This is a genomic window from Nocardioides sp. NPDC087217 (genome assembly GCF_044744805.1).
In the GTDB taxonomy this organism is placed as follows: domain Bacteria; phylum Actinomycetota; class Actinomycetes; order Propionibacteriales; family Nocardioidaceae; genus Nocardioides.
The window spans coordinates 1,455,292-1,474,096 of sequence record NZ_JBIUZB010000001.1 but is presented as its reverse complement, the minus strand read 5'-3'; the positions used below and the strand labels follow the sequence as shown (position 1 = coordinate 1,474,096).

General features: G+C 70.9%; 17 protein-coding genes. 6 read left to right on the top strand and 11 right to left on the bottom strand.

Features of this window, described 5'->3' with window-relative positions:
• Position 1: 1 nt before the first annotated feature.
• Both ACIO3S_RS07175 and ACIO3S_RS07170 read right to left on the bottom strand, forming a co-directional pair.
• A complete protein-coding gene (locus tag ACIO3S_RS07175) occupies positions 2-853 on the bottom strand; it encodes a hypothetical protein (protein WP_400460957.1) in 852 nt (283 codons plus the stop codon).
• Positions 850-1,788 carry a glycosyltransferase gene (locus ACIO3S_RS07170; RefSeq protein ID WP_400460955.1) on the bottom strand — a complete coding sequence of 313 codons (939 nt, stop codon included), beginning with the start codon at positions 1,786-1,788 and terminating at the stop codon, positions 850-852. The genes ACIO3S_RS07175 and ACIO3S_RS07170 overlap by 4 nt, the downstream gene beginning before the upstream one ends.
• 122 nt (positions 1,789-1,910) lie before the next feature.
• On the opposite strand from ACIO3S_RS07170, the gene ACIO3S_RS07165 reads away from it, so the two are divergent.
• From ACIO3S_RS07165 to ACIO3S_RS07155, 3 genes are all read left to right on the top strand, one after another.
• Complete coding sequence (locus ACIO3S_RS07165; RefSeq protein WP_400460953.1) at positions 1,911-2,576, top strand: polysaccharide deacetylase family protein; 666 nt, start codon at positions 1,911-1,913, stop codon at positions 2,574-2,576.
• Positions 2,577-2,699: 123 nt separating this feature from the next.
• On the top strand, positions 2,700-3,755 hold the full coding sequence (locus ACIO3S_RS07160) for a hypothetical protein (protein WP_400460951.1): 1,056 nt from the start codon (positions 2,700-2,702) through the stop codon (positions 3,753-3,755).
• A gap of 114 nt (positions 3,756-3,869) precedes the next feature.
• The gene (locus tag ACIO3S_RS07155) at positions 3,870-5,438 is read left to right on the top strand and encodes a DUF4082 domain-containing protein (protein WP_400460949.1); all 1,569 of its coding nucleotides are present in this window, start codon (positions 3,870-3,872) and stop codon (positions 5,436-5,438) included.
• Between the two features lie 33 nt (positions 5,439-5,471).
• On the opposite strand, the gene ACIO3S_RS07150 is transcribed toward ACIO3S_RS07155, so the two are convergent.
• Both ACIO3S_RS07150 and ACIO3S_RS07145 read right to left on the bottom strand, forming a co-directional pair.
• Entirely contained in the window at positions 5,472-6,785 is a 1,314-nt protein-coding gene (locus tag ACIO3S_RS07150; protein ID WP_400460946.1) for an O-antigen ligase family protein, read from the bottom strand.
• Between the two features lie 10 nt (positions 6,786-6,795).
• Complete coding sequence (locus ACIO3S_RS07145; protein WP_400460941.1) at positions 6,796-7,542, bottom strand: hypothetical protein; 747 nt, start codon at positions 7,540-7,542, stop codon at positions 6,796-6,798.
• A gap of 120 nt (positions 7,543-7,662) precedes the next feature.
• Here ACIO3S_RS07145 and ACIO3S_RS07140 point away from each other — a divergent pair, with 120 nt between their 5' ends.
• Genes ACIO3S_RS07140 through ACIO3S_RS07130 form a run of 3 tightly spaced genes read left to right on the top strand, consistent with a single transcriptional unit; the run spans position 7,663 to position 11,354 of the window.
• On the top strand, positions 7,663-8,337 hold the full coding sequence (locus ACIO3S_RS07140; protein WP_400460937.1) for a hypothetical protein: 675 nt from the start codon (positions 7,663-7,665) through the stop codon (positions 8,335-8,337).
• Positions 8,330-9,799 carry an oligosaccharide flippase family protein gene (locus tag ACIO3S_RS07135; protein ID WP_400460935.1) on the top strand — a complete coding sequence of 490 codons (1,470 nt, stop codon included), beginning with the start codon at positions 8,330-8,332 and terminating at the stop codon, positions 9,797-9,799. Before ACIO3S_RS07140 ends, ACIO3S_RS07135 begins: the two co-directional genes overlap by 8 nt.
• The gene (locus ACIO3S_RS07130; RefSeq protein WP_400460933.1) at positions 9,792-11,354 is read left to right on the top strand and encodes a hypothetical protein; all 1,563 of its coding nucleotides are present in this window, start codon (positions 9,792-9,794) and stop codon (positions 11,352-11,354) included. Before ACIO3S_RS07135 ends, ACIO3S_RS07130 begins: the two co-directional genes overlap by 8 nt.
• Before the next feature lie 115 nt (positions 11,355-11,469).
• On the opposite strand, the gene ACIO3S_RS07125 is transcribed toward ACIO3S_RS07130, so the two are convergent.
• The 7 genes from ACIO3S_RS07125 to ACIO3S_RS07095 form a co-directional block, all read right to left on the bottom strand.
• Positions 11,470-12,531 carry a hypothetical protein gene (locus ACIO3S_RS07125; RefSeq protein WP_400460931.1) on the bottom strand — a complete coding sequence of 354 codons (1,062 nt, stop codon included), beginning with the start codon at positions 12,529-12,531 and terminating at the stop codon, positions 11,470-11,472.
• A gap of 74 nt (positions 12,532-12,605) precedes the next feature.
• Complete coding sequence (locus ACIO3S_RS07120) at positions 12,606-13,799, bottom strand: glycosyltransferase (protein ID WP_400460929.1); 1,194 nt, start codon at positions 13,797-13,799, stop codon at positions 12,606-12,608.
• Positions 13,792-14,901 carry a DegT/DnrJ/EryC1/StrS family aminotransferase gene (locus tag ACIO3S_RS07115; protein WP_400460927.1) on the bottom strand — a complete coding sequence of 370 codons (1,110 nt, stop codon included), beginning with the start codon at positions 14,899-14,901 and terminating at the stop codon, positions 13,792-13,794. Before ACIO3S_RS07115 ends, ACIO3S_RS07120 begins: the two co-directional genes overlap by 8 nt.
• Positions 14,898-15,551 carry an acetyltransferase gene (locus tag ACIO3S_RS07110; RefSeq protein ID WP_400460925.1) on the bottom strand — a complete coding sequence of 218 codons (654 nt, stop codon included), beginning with the start codon at positions 15,549-15,551 and terminating at the stop codon, positions 14,898-14,900. Before ACIO3S_RS07110 ends, ACIO3S_RS07115 begins: the two co-directional genes overlap by 4 nt.
• Complete coding sequence (locus tag ACIO3S_RS07105) at positions 15,548-16,681, bottom strand: DegT/DnrJ/EryC1/StrS family aminotransferase (protein WP_400460923.1); 1,134 nt, start codon at positions 16,679-16,681, stop codon at positions 15,548-15,550. The genes ACIO3S_RS07110 and ACIO3S_RS07105 overlap by 4 nt, the downstream gene beginning before the upstream one ends.
• Positions 16,678-17,694, bottom strand: a complete 1,017-nt coding sequence (locus tag ACIO3S_RS07100; RefSeq protein WP_400460921.1) for an NAD-dependent epimerase/dehydratase family protein — start codon at positions 17,692-17,694, stop codon at positions 16,678-16,680. The genes ACIO3S_RS07105 and ACIO3S_RS07100 overlap by 4 nt, the downstream gene beginning before the upstream one ends.
• Positions 17,691-18,761, bottom strand: a complete 1,071-nt coding sequence (locus tag ACIO3S_RS07095; RefSeq protein ID WP_400460919.1) for a Gfo/Idh/MocA family protein — start codon at positions 18,759-18,761, stop codon at positions 17,691-17,693. Before ACIO3S_RS07095 ends, ACIO3S_RS07100 begins: the two co-directional genes overlap by 4 nt.
• Positions 18,762-18,805 lie beyond the last annotated feature (44 nt).

Here is an 18,805-nt window from a genome sequence, read left to right as displayed (position 1 = left end):
CTCACCACTCCAGACATGTCAGCTCGCTGTACAGGTAGTCGACCCGCGCCGGGTCGAGGGCGTCGCTGCGCAGCATCTTCGGCCGCGACCGCGAGAGCCGGTAGGAACCCTTCGGCGCCCCACCCGCGACCCGGTGCTCGACCAGGGTCGCGGCGGCGCCGTGCTGGGACAGCAGGTGCGAGGCCAGCCGCGGCGCGTGCCACCGGAGCAGCTCCGGGTTGCTCGCGTAGAGGACCGAGGCGAAGGCGCGTACGCCCTTGCGGGTGTCCTTGCGGGCCACGACGTAGCAGTGCTCGGAGCCCGTGCTCAGCACCACGTGCCGGGCCGCCGCCGCGGCTCGATGGTCGGCATAGAGGTCCCGCTCCGCGCCCTGCAGCACCGAGTCCAGTACGTCGGGACGACTGCTCACCCGCACCCCGCGCCCCGGCAGGCCCACTGCGGGGACCAGCGAGGTGGTCGTGTCCAGGTCGGTGAACTTGAGCTTCCGGTTGAGCGCGATCACGTTGCCCGAGGGCGAGAAGTCGGTGAACTCGTAGCCCGGTTGCTTGAGCAGCGTGGTCAGCAGCCGCAGCCCTTGGTGGCGGTGGCTGTCGAGGACGCACCAGGCGCCCAGGTTGCAGACCTGGAGCGTCTCCGCGCCGACCCTCCGCTCGGAGTAATAGGCGAGGTAGGCCCCGACCACCCGCTCCCCCTCGGCGAGGAAGAACCCGTGGTTGGGCTGGGGTACGTCCCAGGGCACCCGCAGCGCCTGGGTCCACTCCAGCTCCTGCACCCGCGGGTTCAGCTGCTCGTGCAGGAACGCCGAGACAGCCGGAAGGTCGTCGGCGGTGATCGGGGCGAGCACGGCCTTCATGCGCTCGCCACCCACTCCGGCCCACGCGGGGCGCTCATCCGGCGGGGGCTGACCAGGGTGCGTACGGCACGTCGCGACGTCTGCTTCCCCAGCAGCGCCCGGCTGCACTCGCGGGCCAGCACCATCAGCCAGTACGCAGCCCCTTGGACCCGCCCGCGGCGGACCGTGAAGAGCCGCACCCGGTTGGCGACCAGGAGTGCCCACAGCCCCGGCGAGGTGGTGGACTCGCCGCCGAGGTGCACGGCGCGCGCGGCGGGCACGAACCGCACCCGGAAGCCCCGATCGCGGGCGCGCAGGTGGAACTCGGTCTCCTCGGAGTAGAGGAAGTAGGACTCGTCCCAGGGACCGCACGCGCGCCAGCACTCGGCGCTGATCAGCTGCGTCGACCCCTCGGCCCAGTCGGTGTCCTGACCGCGCTCGTACTCCGCCGGGTCGGCCACGATCTCCCCCGCCCACCGGACCCGGCCGGCTCGGTTGGCGCCCACCACGGCGTCGGCAAAGGCCCGCACCAGGCTCGGGGCGCCACGCATCGACTCGATCAGCCGGCCCTCGGCATCGACCAGCCTGGGCACGGCGACGCCGACCCCGGGCACGAGCTCGCGCGCGAGCGCCGCGACACAGTCCGGCTCGAGACGTACGTCCGGGTTGAGCACCAGCACTGCGTCGACGTCCGGATCCGCGGCGAAGGCGGCCGCGACGCCCGCATTGATCCCAGCCGCGTAGCCGCCGTTGCGGCCGGTCTCGACGACGGTCGCGTCCGGCGCGAGGTGGCGCGCGGTCGCCACCGTGTCGTCGGCGGAGGCGTTGTCGGCGACCACCAGCCGCCACCCGAGCCCGGCGAGCCCACCCGGCAGGGAGCCGACGAGATCGGCCAGCAGGTGAGCGCTGTTGTAGGTCACCACCACGACGGCGATGGTGCGGATCGGGAGCGACACGTCATGAGTCTCAACGGGGTGCACCCCCGCTGGGCCCGCCTCCCGACCGCAGATCCCCCGTATGAGGTAGGCCTTCGCGCAGGTGGTCCGGACGCGACCTCCGGATCCTTAACGTGGAGAGCATGCCCGCCCACGTGACCAACATCTGCTTCCACGGCATCGGCGAGCCCGAGCGCGAGCTGGAGCCGGGCGAGGACCGCTACTGGATCAGCCAGGACGCCTACGAGGACATCCTCGATGCCGTCGCCGGCCGCCCCGAGGTGCGGATCAGCTTCGACGACGGCAACCACTCCGACGTCGCGATCGGGCTGCCGGGCCTGCAGGCCCGCGGCCTGACCGCGACCTTCTTCGTACTCGCGGGACGGCTGGGGAAGCCGGGAAGCGTCGACCGCCTCGACGTCCGTCTCCTCCGGGTGGCGGGCATGCGGATCGGCACCCACGGCATGGACCACGTCAGCTGGCGCGGCCTCGACGCCGCAGGAGTACGCCGCGAGCTGATCCAGGCCCGCGAGCAGATCACCATGGCGGCCGGGGAGACGGTGGACGAGGCGGCGCTCCCACTCGGCCGCTACGACCGCGCCACGCTGCGTCACCTGCGCCGGCTGAGCTACCAGCAGGTCTACACCAGCGACCGCGCCCAGGCGGTGGCCGGAGCCTGGCTACAGCCGAGGTTCAGCATCACCGCGGACGACGACGGGGCCAGCGTACGCAGCCACATCCTGACCGGGCAGGGCATCGCCAGAAGGGTGGAACGCCAGGCCGCGGGCCTGGTCAAGAGGCTGCGCTGAACCCCTGCGCCGCCCGAGAGAAGTAACCAGTTTGAAGGATGCCCCCGACCACGAGGTCGGGCAGTGTCGACGCGACAGTGCCGACAAAACCATCGCCATCGAGACGCGAACGGGTGCGAACACATGCCAACCAAGCCAGGCCGGCGCCGGCGGATCGCGATCATCGGTGGGCTGGCTCTGCTGCTGGTCGCCATGACCTGGTTCCTGTGGCCCGACTCGGACCAGGTGAGCAACGTCGGCTCCGACTCGCTGCCGACGGTCCAGCCACCCGCGAGCGTGTCTCCCTCCCCCTCGGCCGACCCGAGCCCGTTGGTCTCCTCGACGCCGCCTACACCGACTCCCGCGCCGTCGGCGACCCCGGAGCGTACGCAGTCCTCGAACACCGCCGCACCCCCTGCCAAGGGCTTCCCCACCCGTGAGTCAGCAGGCCTGCCCGCCGGCTGGAAGCCGAAGCGCACCGCGACCGGAGACTTCTGGATCCGGCATCGCGGGGCGGTCGTGGAGGACCTGCGGATCACCAACGGCGTCATCTACGTCACCGCGCCCGGCGTCACCCTGCGCCGCGTCGAGGCGATCGCCTCGGTCGTGGTCAACGACTACAACGACCAGTGCAACACCGGGCTGCTGATCGAGGACTCCGACTTCATCCGGAGCAGCGCCCCCACGACCGAGGAAGCCTGGCCGGCGGTCTCCGCGGGCGGCTACACGGTGCGCAACGTCGTCATCGACGGCGTACCCGAGGGGCTGCGCGCCTCCAACAAGGAGCGCTGCGGCGGCATCGGCATCCAGGACTCCTTCATCCGGGTCACCTCCCCGGACGTGTGCAGCGACTGGCACGGCGACGGCCTGCAGGGCTACGGCGGCGGCAAGGTCAAGGTACGCCGTACGGTGATGATCCTGGACGTGAAGAACGAGTGCCACGGCACCGCCCCGTTCTTCAACCCCGAAGGTCAGGGCAACGAATCGGTCGACATCGACGGCCTGGTCGTGGCGGGCGGCGGCTACCCGTTCCGCAACGGCATGCCCGGCCCGGTCAACAACCTCTACGTGGTCGACCAGAGTTGGGTCTACAGCCCGCTCGACGTGGACTGCTCGGTGGTCACCGAGTGGAGCGCGGCCGTGGTCACCATGGACTCAGCGGGCCAGCCCGTCCCGATCCGCGACCTACCCTGCGAGTGACTTCCGGGCTGGAAAATCCGCCATTTATACCAAGTTTTGAGGTGCCGGGACCGTAAGGACCGTGCCTAGGGTCGATGCCGTTGCCCAGGTATCCCCCCACGAACAGGTGCATTTATGCCCTCCCACCGCACGCCCAGCAGGTCTACCCGGTGGCGGCGTACCGCCTTCGCCAGCGTCCTCGTCACCCTCATCGCAGGCAGCGCCCTCTGGGCGTTCGGAACGGCGACCGCGCACCCGGAGACGGTCAGCCTTCTCCGCGACGACGCGGTCCCCGCGGTCCTGACGGATCCCGACTCCCGGCCGGTCGAGCTCGGGCTGCGGTTCCGGACCTCGGAGCCGGTCGAGGCGATCGCGGTCCAGGTGTACCTGGGCCCGGACAACCACGGCCCGCACCTGGCGACCCTGTGGTCGGGACGGGGCCGCCCGCTCGCCCGCGTCCAGCTCGGCGGCACGGCCGGGGACGGCCTGAGGATCGCCTCGTTAGACCAGCCGGTACGTCTCAAGCCGGGCCGCTCCTACGTCGTCTCGTACACCGCGCCCGGTGGTCACTACTCGACCGACGAACACTTCTTCGACCGCCCGATCAGTAACGGTCCGCTCTCGGCCGGCGAGAACGCGGGTGTCTACAACTACCGTCCGGGCGAGTTCCCCCGCTCGACGTACCGGGCCACCAACTACCAGGTCGACGTCGTCGTGCGGCCGGCCGGCTCCGGCGAGGAGCCGACGACCTCACCGACGCCGTCCGCGAGTGCGCCACCCTCCAGCGCGCCTCCGTCCCAGAGTCCCAGCCCCTCGGCGAGCGTCAGCCCGAGCGCGCCGGCGAGCTCCTCGACGGCTCCGTCGACCTCGCCGAGTTCCCCGGCCGGAACTCCGACGACGTCCACCCCCACGACCACCTCCGCTCCTCCCGCCGGTGGCTTCCCGACCCGCGCATCCGCCGGTCTGCCGGACGGCTGGCAGCCGAAGCGGTCGGTGACCGGGACGTACACGATCAACACACCGGGCGCCGTCGTCGAGGACCTGCGTGTCACGAACGGGACGATCGCCGTCAACGCCAGGAACGTGACCCTGCGCCGGGTGCAGGCGGTCGGCTCGGTGATCGCCAACTTCACCAGCGGCACGTGTGCGACCGGTCTCGTCATCGAGGACTCCGAGATCGTCCGTGGCACGGCCCCGACGACGGACGACGCCTGGCCCGCCGTCACCTCGGGCGGCTACACGGCCCGCAACGTACTCATCGACGGGGTCCCCGAGGGCTTCCGGGCCCAAGGCAGGTCAGCGTGCGGCGGCGTCGCCATCCACGACTCCTACGTACGTGTCGTCTCTCCCGACGTCTGCACCGACTGGCACGGCGACGGCATCCAGGGGTACGGCGGCGGGGCGCTCACCGTCCGGAAGACGGTCATCGACTTCGTCGACACCAACGGCTGTGGCGGCACCGCCCCGTTCTTCTACCCCGACCAGGACAACACCTCCGTCGACATCGACGGCCTGATCGTGAGCGGCGGCGGCTACCCGTTCCGGCTCGGCACGCCCGGCACGGTGAGGAACCTGTACGTGGTCGACCGGAGCTGGGTCTTCGGGCCGCTCGACGTCAGGTGCAACCTGGTCACCCAGTGGCAGGCCGCGACCGCGACGCTGAACTCCGCCGGCCAGCCCGTCGTGGTGCGCAACCTGCCCTGAACGACCTGACCAGGACGACCTGACCGGGACGGGTCACCCGGATCGTACGGACTGCGCCAGCTCTTCGCCGGCCTCGGTGCGATCCGGTGCCCGCGTGAACTCCAGACGCGTGACCGCGCTCGCCAGCCCGAGCACGAGGAAGATCGTGCCCATCGTCATCGGGAAGGCGAACGCGTCGAAGAAGGCCAGCCCGGCGAAGCCGGCGGCGGAGGCGCCGATGAGCGCGACGACGAGGTCACGCGTCTTCGGGTCCTCGCAGGCGCGATAGACCCTGGCGAGCTGGATGAACGTCGCGACGACGAACGCCACGAAGAGAAGCAGGCCGATGATCCCGATGCTCACCATCATCTGGAGGTACTGGTTGTCGAAGATGCGGTACTTCGGCAGGAACGTCCCCAGCCCGCGCCCGAAGAACGGGTTGCGGTCGACGAAGAACCAGGCCACCCCGTAGCTGTCGGTGCGCGAGGTGACGCTCGGGTCCTCCTCGGCGCCGACGAACATGCCTGTCACCGAGTTGATGATCCGGGGCGCCACCAGGAACACCAGTCCAAGCCCGCCGACCGCAAGCCCCAGCACCATCGCGCGCTGCTTGCGCGACCAGCCGATCATGCAGACCGCGACCGCGATGGCGGCGCCGAGGTAGGCCGACCGGCTCGAGGAGGCGGCGATGATCATGCAGATCAGCACCACCGGGGTCCAGCGGACGAGAGGGTTGAGGTTGCGGTGCTGGAAGCCGACGTGGAGCGCGATCGGCACCAGCATCCCCATCAGGGTGCCGTACTCGATCGGGCTCAGGGCGGTCCCGGCGGGACGTACAAGGCCGTTGCGCATCGCCAGCTCGACCGTCGTCATCGGGGTCAGGACGGGGATCGAGATCCGGTCGACGAAGATCTGCCGGGCGAAGAACTGGGCCAGGCCGAGGACCGCGAGGAAGGTGCCGCCCACGACCAGCCGCCACACCAGTACATGGACCCGGGCCATGCTCGGGATGGCGTCGCCGGCGAGCAGCAGCGTGCCCACCCAGGAGACCATCGCGAGGATCGCGACGTCGGCCGGGCTCACCTCGTCGCGGCTGATCGGACGCGACATCGCGATGACATAGGTGACCCCGATGCTGAACAGGAACAGCGCCAGGACCACCCGCATCGGCTGCGGGGGCCGGTCCACCGGCAGCGGCCGGCCGATGCTCAGCAGTACCCAGATCGCGAAGCTGCCCAGGCCCATCAGCATCGAGACCGAGCCGGCGCTGCCCAGCGGCCGGAAGACCAGCCAGGACGGGATCACGAAGACGGCGAACGTGTAGAGGCTCAGCCACGTCACCGCATCGACACCACGGCGTACGGCCATCGTTCCTGCCTCAGCCGTGGAGGCGCTGGACGACGTGGTCGTCGCCGCGGTCGTCCCGGTTGTCCTGGTCGTACCGGTCGTACTGGTCGTCCTGGTCGGGCTCGTCGTCGTAGGCGGCGTCCTGCGCAGCCAGTGACGCGGCCCTCTCCTCGCGGGCCAGGCGGCGGCGCAGCACGATCCCGTCGATCGCATAGACCAGCACCGCGGTCATCGCGAGACCGAGCACGACGGCCATGATCCGCGCCCGTAGCGGCCCGCTGCCGTCGATGGCGGCGGTCTCGTCCAGCGCGAGCGGACGGGAGCGCAGCCGGGCGTTGCCCTTCGCGTTGACCTCGTCCTGCAGCCTGCCGAGGGTGTCGGGGATCGAGTCGGCGACGAAGTTCAACGCCTCGATGGCGTTGGCCTCACTGTCCGCGCTGACGTCGATCGCGATCACCGGACCGCGCGTCGACTCCTCCATCGAGACCGTGACCGCGGCACCCGGGGTGACCTCCGCGATCGCCTCCTGGGCAGGCGCGCTGGTGTAGTAGGCGACCACGACCCGGGCCGGTAGGTCGAGCCCACCGAGCCCCAGGAACGGGTTGCCGCCGGGGCCGACCGCGTTCTTGGAGGGGAGCATCAGGACCAGGCCACGGGCGGTGTAGGTCGGCGCCACGAAGGCCGATGCGCTCCAGCCGAGCACTCCGGTCAGCAGGATGCCGACCACCGCGAGATACCAACGTCGCCGGATCGCACCGACGAACTCCGACAACACCATGCGGCCGAACGTACCCATCCAGGATCGGTGCGAGCCGACCTCGCCGACGTCCTACCCGATTTGGGCGATGACCCCGCTGACCTGGGCTGACCCGGCCTCGGCGGACCTAGCGTTCCGACCATGGCGCTGTGGGACCTGCTGCGGGCGATGGTCCGACGATGGCCGATCGTGGTGGTCGGCGCGATCCTCACCCTCGCCGCCGCGAACTACGCGAGCCAGGACCGCAGCGTGTACTGGACGCGTACGGACCTGGTCTTCCTGGCTCCGAAGAACGCGCAGTATCCCAACGCGCTGCGGGCGACCTCCGAGGACCTGGTGATCACCGCCGGCGTGGTCGGCAAGCTCGTCGTCGGCACCCGGCAGATTCCGAAGTTCACCGCCACCGACGCGGGGCTGATCGGGATGGGCGTACGCGACGGCTGGACCGTCCGGCTGCCCGACACCGGCGGCCAGTGGGCGCCCAACTACACCGACCAGTGGTTGATCATCGAGGTCGTCGGCTCCGACCCGGAGACCGTGCGCACCAGGAAGGAACAGCTGGTCGAGGCGATGACGGCCGCGCTCGACCGGGTGCAGGACGAGTACCAGGTGGCCAAGGCGTTCCGGATGACCACCAAGGAAGCGCCCGGCTCGACCGTCGTCTACCCCGTCGGCGGGAGCTCGAAGCGGGCGTTCGCCGTCTCCGGGATGCTCGGCGCCGCGGCGACCCTCTACCTGGTCGTACGCATCGACCCGATCCTGCTGCGGCGCAAGGCGCGCCGCGCCGAGACGCCGCCGGAGACCGACCTTGGCTGAGACACGCCCCCACACCGCCCTCGCCTGGAGCATCGCCAACACGGCGGTGACCAAGCTCGGCACGATGGTCGTCGGCATCCTCGTGGCGCGGCTGCTCGGGCCGGAGAGCTACGGGACGTACGCCGTCGCCTTCCTCGCCCTGATGGCGGTGCTGAGCTTCAACGAGCTCGGCGTGAGCCTCGCGGTGGTGCGCTGGAAGGACGACCCGCGCGAGATCGCGCCGACGGTGACCACGATCTCGGTCGCGGCCAGCCTGCTCATCGCCGCGGGGATGGTGATCGGGGCCGGCCCGTATGCGCGGGCGATGGGCGAGCCGGACGCGGCGGTGCTGGTTGCTCTCTTCGCGGTCCCGGTGGTGCTCAGCGGGATCAGCGCCACGCCCGCGGCGCTGCTGCAGCGCAACCTGATGCAGGGCAAGCGGATGCTCATCGACCAGATGGCGACGCTCGTGGCGGTGCCGGTCATGCTCGGGCTGGCGCTGGCCGGCGCCGGTCCGTACTCCCTGGTCATCGGTCATCTTCTCGGCGTATCCGTCACCACGGTGATGTTCCTGCGGATGTCGCCGCTGCCGTGGCGTCTGGGGCTCTCCCGACCCCATGCGGTCACGCTGCTTCGCTTCGGCGCCCCGCTGGCGGTGACCAGCATCCTGGTCTTCGCGGTGGGGTTCGCCGACCAGATCGTCATCGGCGGCATGCTGGGTGCGACCGCGCTCGGGTTCTACGTGGTCGCCTTCAACCTCTCCAGCTGGCCGGTCACGATGCTGTCGAAGCCGTTGCGGCAGGTCACACCGGTGATCTTCGCTCGGCTGCAGCACGATCCCGTTGGCATGAGGCGGGCCTTCTCGCGGCTCTCCGCGCTGGTGCTGACGGTGACGCTCCCGGGCTGCTCGGCGCTGGCCGCGCTGGCACCGGAGGTGATCGGGCTCGTCTACGGCAACGTCTGGCAGGCGGCCGCGGCACCGCTCCTGTGGCTCGGCGCGCTCGCCGTGCTGCGGATCTCCTTCGAGCTCGCCTACGACTTCCTGGTCATCGCCGGCTCGACGCGCAGCCTGATGACGATCCAGATCGTCTGGCTGATCGCCCTGGTGCCGGCGTTGCTGGCGGGGGCGGCGTGGGACGGCGTCGGCGGGGTCGGCCTGGCCACGTTCGCGGTCGGCCTCGTCGTCATCCTGCCGCTGCATCTCTTCTATCTCGCGCGGGCAGGGGTCGGGCTCGGTGGCCTCGCCGCCGGAGCCGCCCTGCCGGCTCTCGGCGCGCTCGCCGTCTGGGCCGCGGCCGTCGGGATGCGGGTCGCGCAGCCGTCGGTCTGGGTGACCTGTGCGGTCACCGGCCTGGTGCTCGCCGCCGTGTGGGCGGTGCTGTTACGACGCCGACGCGAGGACGTCCGCTGGTTCCGCTCCGGAGCCGGCTCCCCCACCCCAAGTGAGCCCCCCACGACACTGAACGAGGACGTCCATGTCTGACCGTCTCGACGACAACCACGACACCCTGGAGGAGATGTACGCCGCCGCGGCAGCAGCCGCGCGACGACGTCCGCAGCGCGCGGCCGCCCTGGCCCAGGCCGCGGCCGAGTTCGCCTGGGGCAACCACACCGGCTGGTTCGCGTACGAGCCCCTCGAGCTGCTGCTCACCGAGCTGGGCCGCTCGCTCCCGTCCGTGGCCGTGCCGACCCGGCCGCGGCGCACGCTGCACGTGGTCACGCAGATGTACCAGAGCGGCGGGCACACCCAGATCATCGCCGGCTGGACCGACCAGCTCGCCGACCGGTCCCACGAGATCGTCGCCACCCGGCAGATGACCTCGCCGGTGCCGGCCAAGATCGCCTCCCGGCTCGGGGACCGGGTCGGCCTGACCATGCTCGACACCACACCCGGGAGCCTGCTCCACCGCGCCGCCCGGCTGCGTGCGCTCGCCTCGACCGCCGACCTGGTCGTCTCCCATTGCCACCCCTTCGACGTGGTCCCCGCGCTCGCCTTCGCCGACCGCCGAGACCTGCCGCCCGTCGTCTACATCGACAACACCGACCACGTCTTCTGGGTCGGGGTGCGGGCCTATGACCGGGTCGTCCACCTGCGGCGCAGCGGCCAGGACCTCGCGCAGCACCGTCGCGGCCTGCCGATGGAGCGGTCGATCGTGCGAAACCGGCCGCTGTCCGTCCGCGGCCGGACCAAGCGTCGCGAGACCGCGAAGCCGCAATGGAACGTACGCGCCTCCGACGTCCTGGTCGTCACCGCGGCCGACTCGAGCAAGTTCCAGGGCGGCGACACCTACCTGGCGGCCGTCGAGGCCGCCGTGGCCGCCGAACCCCGCCTGCAGTGGCGGGTCGCCGGCCCCAACCCGGAGTCGGAGCCGTGGGCCGGGATGGCGCGGCGTACGTCCGGGCGGATCCAGGCCGTCGGCATGCTCCCCGACGTGGCCCCGCTCCACCATGCCGCCGACGTCTACCTCGACTCGTTCCCGTTCGCCGGGCTCACCTCGCTGCTCGAGTCCGGCGGCCTCGGCAACCCCGTCGTCACCTTCCGCGGGCATCGGCCCGAGTGTGCGGTCTGGGGTTCGGACTCTCCCGGGATCGACCACCTGATGCTCCGCCCGAAGAGCGCCGACCATCTGCGCGACACCCTCCTCGACCTGGTCCGCCGGCCGCGTGAACGGGTCTCGCGCGGCAGCGCGACCGCCCAGGCGATCCTCGAGTGCCACACCGGCCCCGGCTGGGTCGCGGACGCCGAGTCGCTCTACCTGACACCGCAGCGACTCGGCGATGACCTGCTCGCCCCCGTCCGCGGCCGCGGCCACCTCGACCTGCTCACCGTCTCCGTCCAGGCGACCAACCCGTTCAGCCGTACCGGCGCCGACATCACCGCCGGCCTCCTCGGTGCGATGCCACTCACCGACCGCATCTCCATGTGGCGCCAGACCCGCCGCGGCGGCGCCGGCCGCGTCCGCGACCTCGCCCCCGAGTGGGCCGCTGCTGCGGTTCGGGCGCGGCTGCGCCGCCGGCCGGCAGGGATACCCGGTTAACCGGGTATCCCTGCACTTCTCTGGCAATGCAACACCGGAGAAGTGCAGGGATTGCCTAAGCGCTGTGACACGTGTGACTGCGGAGGCTGCCCCGCCGCTCAGTGCGGCGGAGACCTCAGGCGCTCCTCCGCACCTGGGCGGTGATGGCGGACTCCAGGAAAGCGCGGATCCGAGCCGCCAGGCGTACGGGATCCTGCAGATCGGCCCACGAGATCCGCATGCAGCGCCACCCCGTCGCCTCGGCGATCCGCTCTTGGCGGCGCTTCTCCCGGAGAACCACGTCCGTCGCAGTCTCCCCGATCCGATAAGGCCGCTCGTACTTGACCTTGCCGTCGATCTCGAACCAAACGCCGAACTCCGGAAGCGCGAAGTCGAGTCGCCGAGTCTTCCCCTCGGAGTCCGTCACCTCGTACTGCGGGATCGGCATCGGCAGGCTCTGCAGCCACGCGACTCCGACGAACAATGACTCGGCGAGCGACTCGATGCGTGGGTCCGCAAGTCGTAGCACGACCTCGGTTGACAGCGAGTTCGGCCAATGTTCCATCGAGAGCTCATAGCGTGCCTTGACGCGCTCGAGGGTCGTGATCTTCCGATGCAGGAGATCGTTGACGACGCCGAGAGCCGCGACCATGGGAGCCACGGTGGTCACCTCCACGGCCGTTCGCTCCGGCGAGGTCAGCAGAAGGCCGTTCTCCGTCACGACATCCGCTTCGAGCAGTTTCCCGCTGTGTTGACGTACGCCGGCTTCGCGCCGGCCGGTGCGATGGTCCGAACGACTCAGATGCACCTCTTCGAGATCCAGACCCCAAAGCGGTCCATCACGGAAGGGAACGGCCGAGACGTGTGACAGGACCACATCGGTCTTCGACTGCCGGTACGCCGCACGGCAGCGGACCGCGTACCGATCCTGCTCCGAAAGCCCCTCCCAGAGACTCCCATCCACGTAGGCGCCGCGCCGTGGCCTCGCGAGCGCACCCGTACGTAATGCCTGCGCCAGAGATCTGTCGCTGTGCCCGATGTCGAGCAGCTCCTTGCGGAGGGCGATCGGAGTGAGCCGAGAATCGTCGAATGAGAGTGTCATGCTCTGCATCCTGCCGACGGCCACCGACATTTTCAGTCGCGCATGTTTCCGCGCATTGCCCTGCACACGGCTGAAGTGGGCGGACTTCTCTGGCATTTCCTGCACTTCTCTGGCATTGCAATGCCTGAGAAGTGCAGGGATACCCGGTTAACCGGGTATCCCTACACCCCTTACCCCACGAAGAACGCCCGGTTGCGCGGCCGGCTCCACAGCGGCGCGAGAGCGGCCGGGTCGGCGCCGAGGAGGAGCCAGAGGCCGGTGTCGCGGGCGAGGCCGACGACGTAGGGGCCGGTCGCGGTGGCGGCGAGGGGGGCGATCTCCTCGGGCCGCAGGCCGGATACGAGGAGCAGCTCGGAGGGGGCGGTCGCGGCGACGGCGGCGACGACGCCGGGCCAGCGGAGGGTGGCGGCGGAGAAGGCGATGCCGTTGCGCTCGAGACCCTCGGCCTCGCCGACGGTGCCGTCGCGGGTGGGGTCGACGACGCGGATCGAGGAGCTGCCGGCGAGCCGGGCGACGTCGTCGACGAGCAGCCGGATGTCGGCGAGCACCACCTGACGCCCACGAGCGTCGCCCCGATCCTGCGGGACCCCGCGCAGCGAGCGCCTCACCCGGCGGGCCCGGACGGACTCGCCCCAGAACGTTCGCGCGCCCCGAGCGCGCCGGACGGTCCAGGAGGTGGTCCCGGCGCCGTGCTCACCGGCCACGATCCCGCACGTGGTGCGGATGGGCACGAGGCCGGCGTAGGTGTGGCCGACGCTGCGATGCGCGACGTCGAGGCGGGCGAGGTTGGTGGTCATGCTGTTGTGGGTCAGCGGGATGTCGACGGCGGCGGCGCGGCGTCCGGAGGCGCGCATGCGGAGGCAGTACTCCACGGCGTACGCGTGCCAGGCCAGGTCGGGCGACTCGGAGAGCGGCTCGCGCAGAACCTGTGAGCGGGTGACCATGAAGAGCACCTCGTCGAGGGAGTCGACGTCGACCGGGACCGAGGTGGAGCGGCCGAGCGGGACGACCCGGTCGCGCACGGCACCGACGACCTCGCCGCGGTGGTCCACCCCGACCGCCCCCAGCACCCCGAGAGAGGGGTCTGCGAGGAGTGTCGCGGCGGCGACCTCCAGCGCGGTCAGCGAGTGCAGGTAGACGTCCTGGTGGACGAAGACGACGACCTCGTTGCGTGCCATCCGGGCGCCGTGGTTGAGCGCCGCGCCGGCGCTCGCGAACGCACCCGAGACGTTGTCGACGGGGATCACCTCGGTCTGCCGCGATGCTCCCGGACCGGCCTTGATCGAGGCCGCCAGGCACGACTCCAGCACCGCCGGGTCGTTGTAGACACAGACGATCGAGACCGGTGTGCGCACCTCACCCATGCCTCACCGCCGCGGTGAGCACGTCGGCGACGTACTCCTGCTGCTCCGGGCTCAGGTGCGGGAACATCGGCAGCGACAGGATCTCGCCCGCCGCCCTCTCCGCGACCGGGAAGGAGCCCTCGCCGAACCCCAGCGAGGCGTACGCCGCAGTCAGATGCACTGGGAACGGATAGTGGATCCCGGTGCCGATCCCGGCCTCCAGCAGCGCAGCCAGCACCCGATCGCGGTCACCGACCCGGACGACGTAGAGATGCCAGACGTCGAGGTTGCCCGGCGCCGACTCGGGCACCCGGAGCCCAGGAACGCCGGAGAGAAGACGGTGGTAGCGGTCGGCGGCCTGCCGGCGCAGCTCGTTCCACTTCTCCAGACGGGCCAGCTTCGCGGCGAGCACGACGGCCTGGATCGTGTCGAGGCGGGAGTTCATCCCGACGACCTCGTGGACGTACTTGGTCTCCGAGCCGTGCGCCGCGAGCAGCCGGACCATCCGTGCGATCTCCGGGTCGGAGGTCGTCACCGCACCGGCGTCGCCGGCCGCGCCGAGGTTCTTGCCGGGGTAGAAGCTGGTCGCCGCGACGGTGGCGAGCGAGCCGCTCGCTCGACCGTGCCGTCGCGCGCCCTGCGCCTGCGCGGCATCCTCGATCACCGGGATCCCGGCGGCCGCCGCGAGCGGGAGCAACTGCTCCACGAACGCGGTCTGCCCGAACAGGTGCACCGGCACGATCGCCTGCGTCCGCGACGTGAGCGCCCGCTCCACCGCGACGGGGTCGATCAACAAGTGCGACTCGTCGACGTCGACGGGCACCGGTACGGCCCCGATCCGGCTGGCCGCCTCGGCGGTCGCGATGAAGGTGTTGGCGGGCACGATCACCTCGCCACCGGGCCGCACCCCGACCGCTCGCATCGCGAGCTCGAGCGCGTCGGTCCCGTTGCCGACGCCGACGCAATGGCCGGCTCCGACGTAGGCCGCATACTCCTTCTCGAAGGCGGTCACCTCCGGTCCTCCCACGAATGCAGTTCGCGAGAAGACGTGGTCCAGCCCGAGGCGTACCTCGTCCTCTATCTCCGACTGCTGCGACCCGAGGTCGACGAACGGCACCTTCACCAGATCAGCTCCTGACGTGAATTGAGACGGCGGGCGGGCACTCCGGCCCAGGTCTCCCCGGCGGGCAGGTCGTGGAGCAGGACCGCTCCCATGCCGAGGACGGAGTCGGCTCCGACGGTGGTGCGCTGACGCACGGAGGAGCTCATCCCGAGGTAGGCGGCCTCACCGATCACGACCTCGCCACCGAGGGTCACCCCGGCGCAGATGGTCGCGTAGTCGCCGACGATGTCGTCATGGGTGAGGACCGCGTTGGGCATCGCGACGACATGGCGCCCGACGCGTACGCCGGCGGTCAGCACGACCCCGGCGAGCAGCACGGTCCCGGCACCGACCTCGCAGCCGGCCGGCACCGACGCGGTGGGATGGACGATGGTCGCGTAGCGCTCCGGCGCCACCCCGTAGCCGATCAGCCGGTTGTAGAGGCGTCGGCGCGTCGACCCGGCCCCGGCGCAGATGACCAGGTCGTCACCGCAGTCGGTGGCGACCTCGATCGGCCCGATGACCTTGGCCCCGCCGGTTCCGTCGACCGAGCCGATCATCTGGCCCCAGCGCTCGCGGTCGTCGTCGACGGCGACGATCTCGTCGTACTCCGCCGCCGCCGCGACCTCCCCGGCGAGCCCGCTGGCCGCGACGAGAACCAGCGTGGTCATCGACGCCCTCCCCCCTGCCGGAGTACGTCGATGACCCGCGCCTGCTCCGAGTCCGAGATCTGGTGGAAAAGCGGCAGGATGAGCGTGTTGTCGGTGAGGTGCTCGGTGGCCGGGAGACTGACGGACGACGAGGCGTACGCCGGCTGCCGGTGCGACGCCATGATCCCGCGTCGAGCCGAGATCCCGGCCTCGGCGAGGGCGCTCAGCAGCCCCTCCCGGTCCAGTCCGTAGGGGTACCCCACCTCGATCCAGAACGACTGGAAGTTTGAGGTGCCCCAGGCCGGGTCGGCGACGGCGCGCAGCCCGCCGATCTCGGCGACCGACTTCGCGTAGACGGCGGCCAGCTCGCGGCGCCGGGCGACGACCTCGGGCAGCCGGTCGAGCTGCACCAGGCCGACAGCGGCCTGCAGGTCGGTCATCCGGAAGTTGAAGCCGACCTCGTCGTAGGACTCCGGCGGGGAGACCAGGCTGGCGTGCCGGTCGGCGGCGGAGACGCTCATCGCGTGCTCGCGCAGCTTGCGCGCCCGCTCGGCCAGGTCAGCGCGCGAGGTGGTGAGCATCCCGCCCTCGCCGGTGGTGAGGATCTTGCGCGGGTGGAAGGACCAGGCAGCGATCTCAGCGCCGGCGCCCACGGGACGACCGCGGTAGGTCGACCCGGCACCGCAGGCGGCGTCCTCGATGACCATGATGCCGAGCGGGTCACAGACCTTCCGGATCGAGTCCAGGTCGACCGGCACCCCGCCCTGGTCGACCACGATCACCGCGGTGGTCCGCGGCGTGATGGCCTCCTGGACCGTCGCCGCGGTGAGGTTCCCGGTGACCGGCGAGACGTCGGCGAAGACCGGCCGGGCACCGACGTACACCGCCGCGTTGGCGGTCGCGATGAACGAGAAGGACGGGACGACGACGTCGTCCCCGGGGCTCACCCCCGCCACGACCAGCGCCAGGTGGAGCGCCGTGGTGCAGCTCGAGGTGGCGACCGCGTGAGCAGCCTGCTGCGAGGAGGCGAAGCGGCGCTCGAACTCGGCCACGCGCGGCCCCTGGGCGACCCAGCCGGAGCGGAGCACCTCGGCGACCGCCTCGACCTCCTCCTCGCCCAGCCAGGGCTGCATGACGTTGACGCGGCTCACGACGTACCTCCGCTGAGCTCACGGCCGGCCGCGATCTCGGAGCGCAGCGGCGCCCACCACTCGACGAGCTGGCGCAGCCCCTCCTCCAGCCCGATCGTCGGGGACCAGCCCAGGTCCTCGCGGGCCGCGGAGATGGAGGCGAGCCGCCGGGTGACCCCGTTGACCGCTCGCTCCGGACCGTGCTCGACGCCGAGCGGCGAGTCCATCGCCCGCAGCAGCGCCTCGGCGAGCTCCAGCAGCGAGGTCTCGGTGCCGGAGGCGATGTTGTAGACGCCCTCCTTCACGTCCGAGGCCGCCGCCAGGATGTTGGCGCGGGCGATGTCGGGGACGCAGACGAAGTCCATCGTCTGGCGCCCGTCGCCGAAGATCAGCGGCGGCTTGCCGTCGGCGATCCGCTCCATCCACCGCACCAGCACCTCGGTGTAGGCGCCGTGGACGTCCATCCGGGGTCCGTAGACGTTGAAGTAGCGCAGCCCGACGTAGTCGAGCCCGTGCATCGCCCGGAAGGACCGCACCAGCCCCTCGTTGTAGGACTTCGCGGCCCCGTAGAGGGTGTCGTTGTTGTTGTGGTGGTGCCCCTCCGGCGTCGGGAACTCCTCGGCGAGCCCGAAGACCGAGGCCGAGGAGGCGTAGATCAGCTTGTCCACCCGTGCCTGCACGGCGGCCTCGACCACGTTGAAGGTGCCGTCGACGAGCACCTCGTTGGCCAGCCGGGGCTCCTCGGCACACAGCGTGATCCGGATGGCGGCCTGGTGGAAGACGAGGTCCTTGCCGGCGGTGAGGTCGCCGACCAGGTCCCGGTCACGGATGTCGCCCTCCACGAGCCGCACCCGACCGGTGGCGAGGGCGTCGTCGAGGTTGGCCTTGCGGCCCCGGATCAGGCTGTCGAGCACGTCGACGTGCTCGACCCCCGCGTCGAGGAGCTGGTCCACGATGGTGGAGGCGATCGTGCCCGCACCTCCGGTGACCAGGACGTTCGCACCGTTCAGTTTCGTGAGGTCGGGAGAGGTCATCGGATCAGCTCCAGGGTCGGGGTCTCGGCGGCCACCTCGACGAGGGCGCCACGGGCTCGGAGGCTGGTCTGGGCCGCCTCCAGGACGGAGAGGACACGGAGCCCGGCGGCCCCGTCGGTGCGCGGCGTACGGCCTTGCCGGATCGCCTCGGCGAACTCGCCGACCATCCGGGAGAGCGCCTCGTACTCAGGCAACGCAGGCGCCCAGGTGTCGCCCAGCCGGTAGGAGATCGTCGCGGCGGCGCGGTCGGCGATGTCCACGCTCTGCTGGACCAGGTCGACGCCGCGGTCGAAGACGCTGAGCCGCTGTTGCGGGTTGAGGTCGTCCCAGACCAACGTACGCCGGCTCCCGCCGATCACCATCTGCCTGATCTTGGTGGGGCTGAGCCAGTTGACGTGGACGTGGGCCATCGCCCCGCCCTCCAGCGGCAGCGTCAGGTAGCCGACGCAGGACTTGCCGGCCCTGAGCGGGTCGGCGCCGTGCGCCGCGACCCCGGTGGGGCGCAGCCCGCCGGGCAGGATGAAGTCGAGGATGGAGAGGTCGTGCGGAGCCAGGTCCCAGAAGACGTCGACGTCGGGCTGCACCAGCCCGAGGTTGATCCGCACCGAGTCGACGAACAGGATCTCGCCGAGCGATCCGTCCTCGATCAGCTCGCGGATCTTCTGCACGACCGGCGTGTAGCAGTAGGTGTGGTCGGCCATCAGCACGAGATCGTTGGCGCGCGCGGCCTCGACCATGCTCCGCCCGGACTCCACGTCGTCGGCCAGCGGCTTCTCGACGAGCACGTGCTTCCCGGCCCGCAGCGCCCGCTCGACCAGCTGCCGATGCGTGCCCGCGGGCGTCGCGATCGCGACCGCGTCCACGTCCTCGCGCGCGAGGACCTCGTCGAGGTCGGTCGTGGCCAGCACATCCGTGCCGCCGCCGATCACCTCCTGGGCCCGCGCGAGGTCCAGGTCGACCACCGCGACCAGCGACCAGTCCCGTGCGTTCCGGAAGTTGCGGACCAGGTTGGGCCCCCAGTAACCGGCCCCGACCACTGCCACGCCGAGCGGATCCCCATCAGTCATGACGACCATGAAATCGGCGCGGGCGAGGCTCCGAAGAGCCTCGC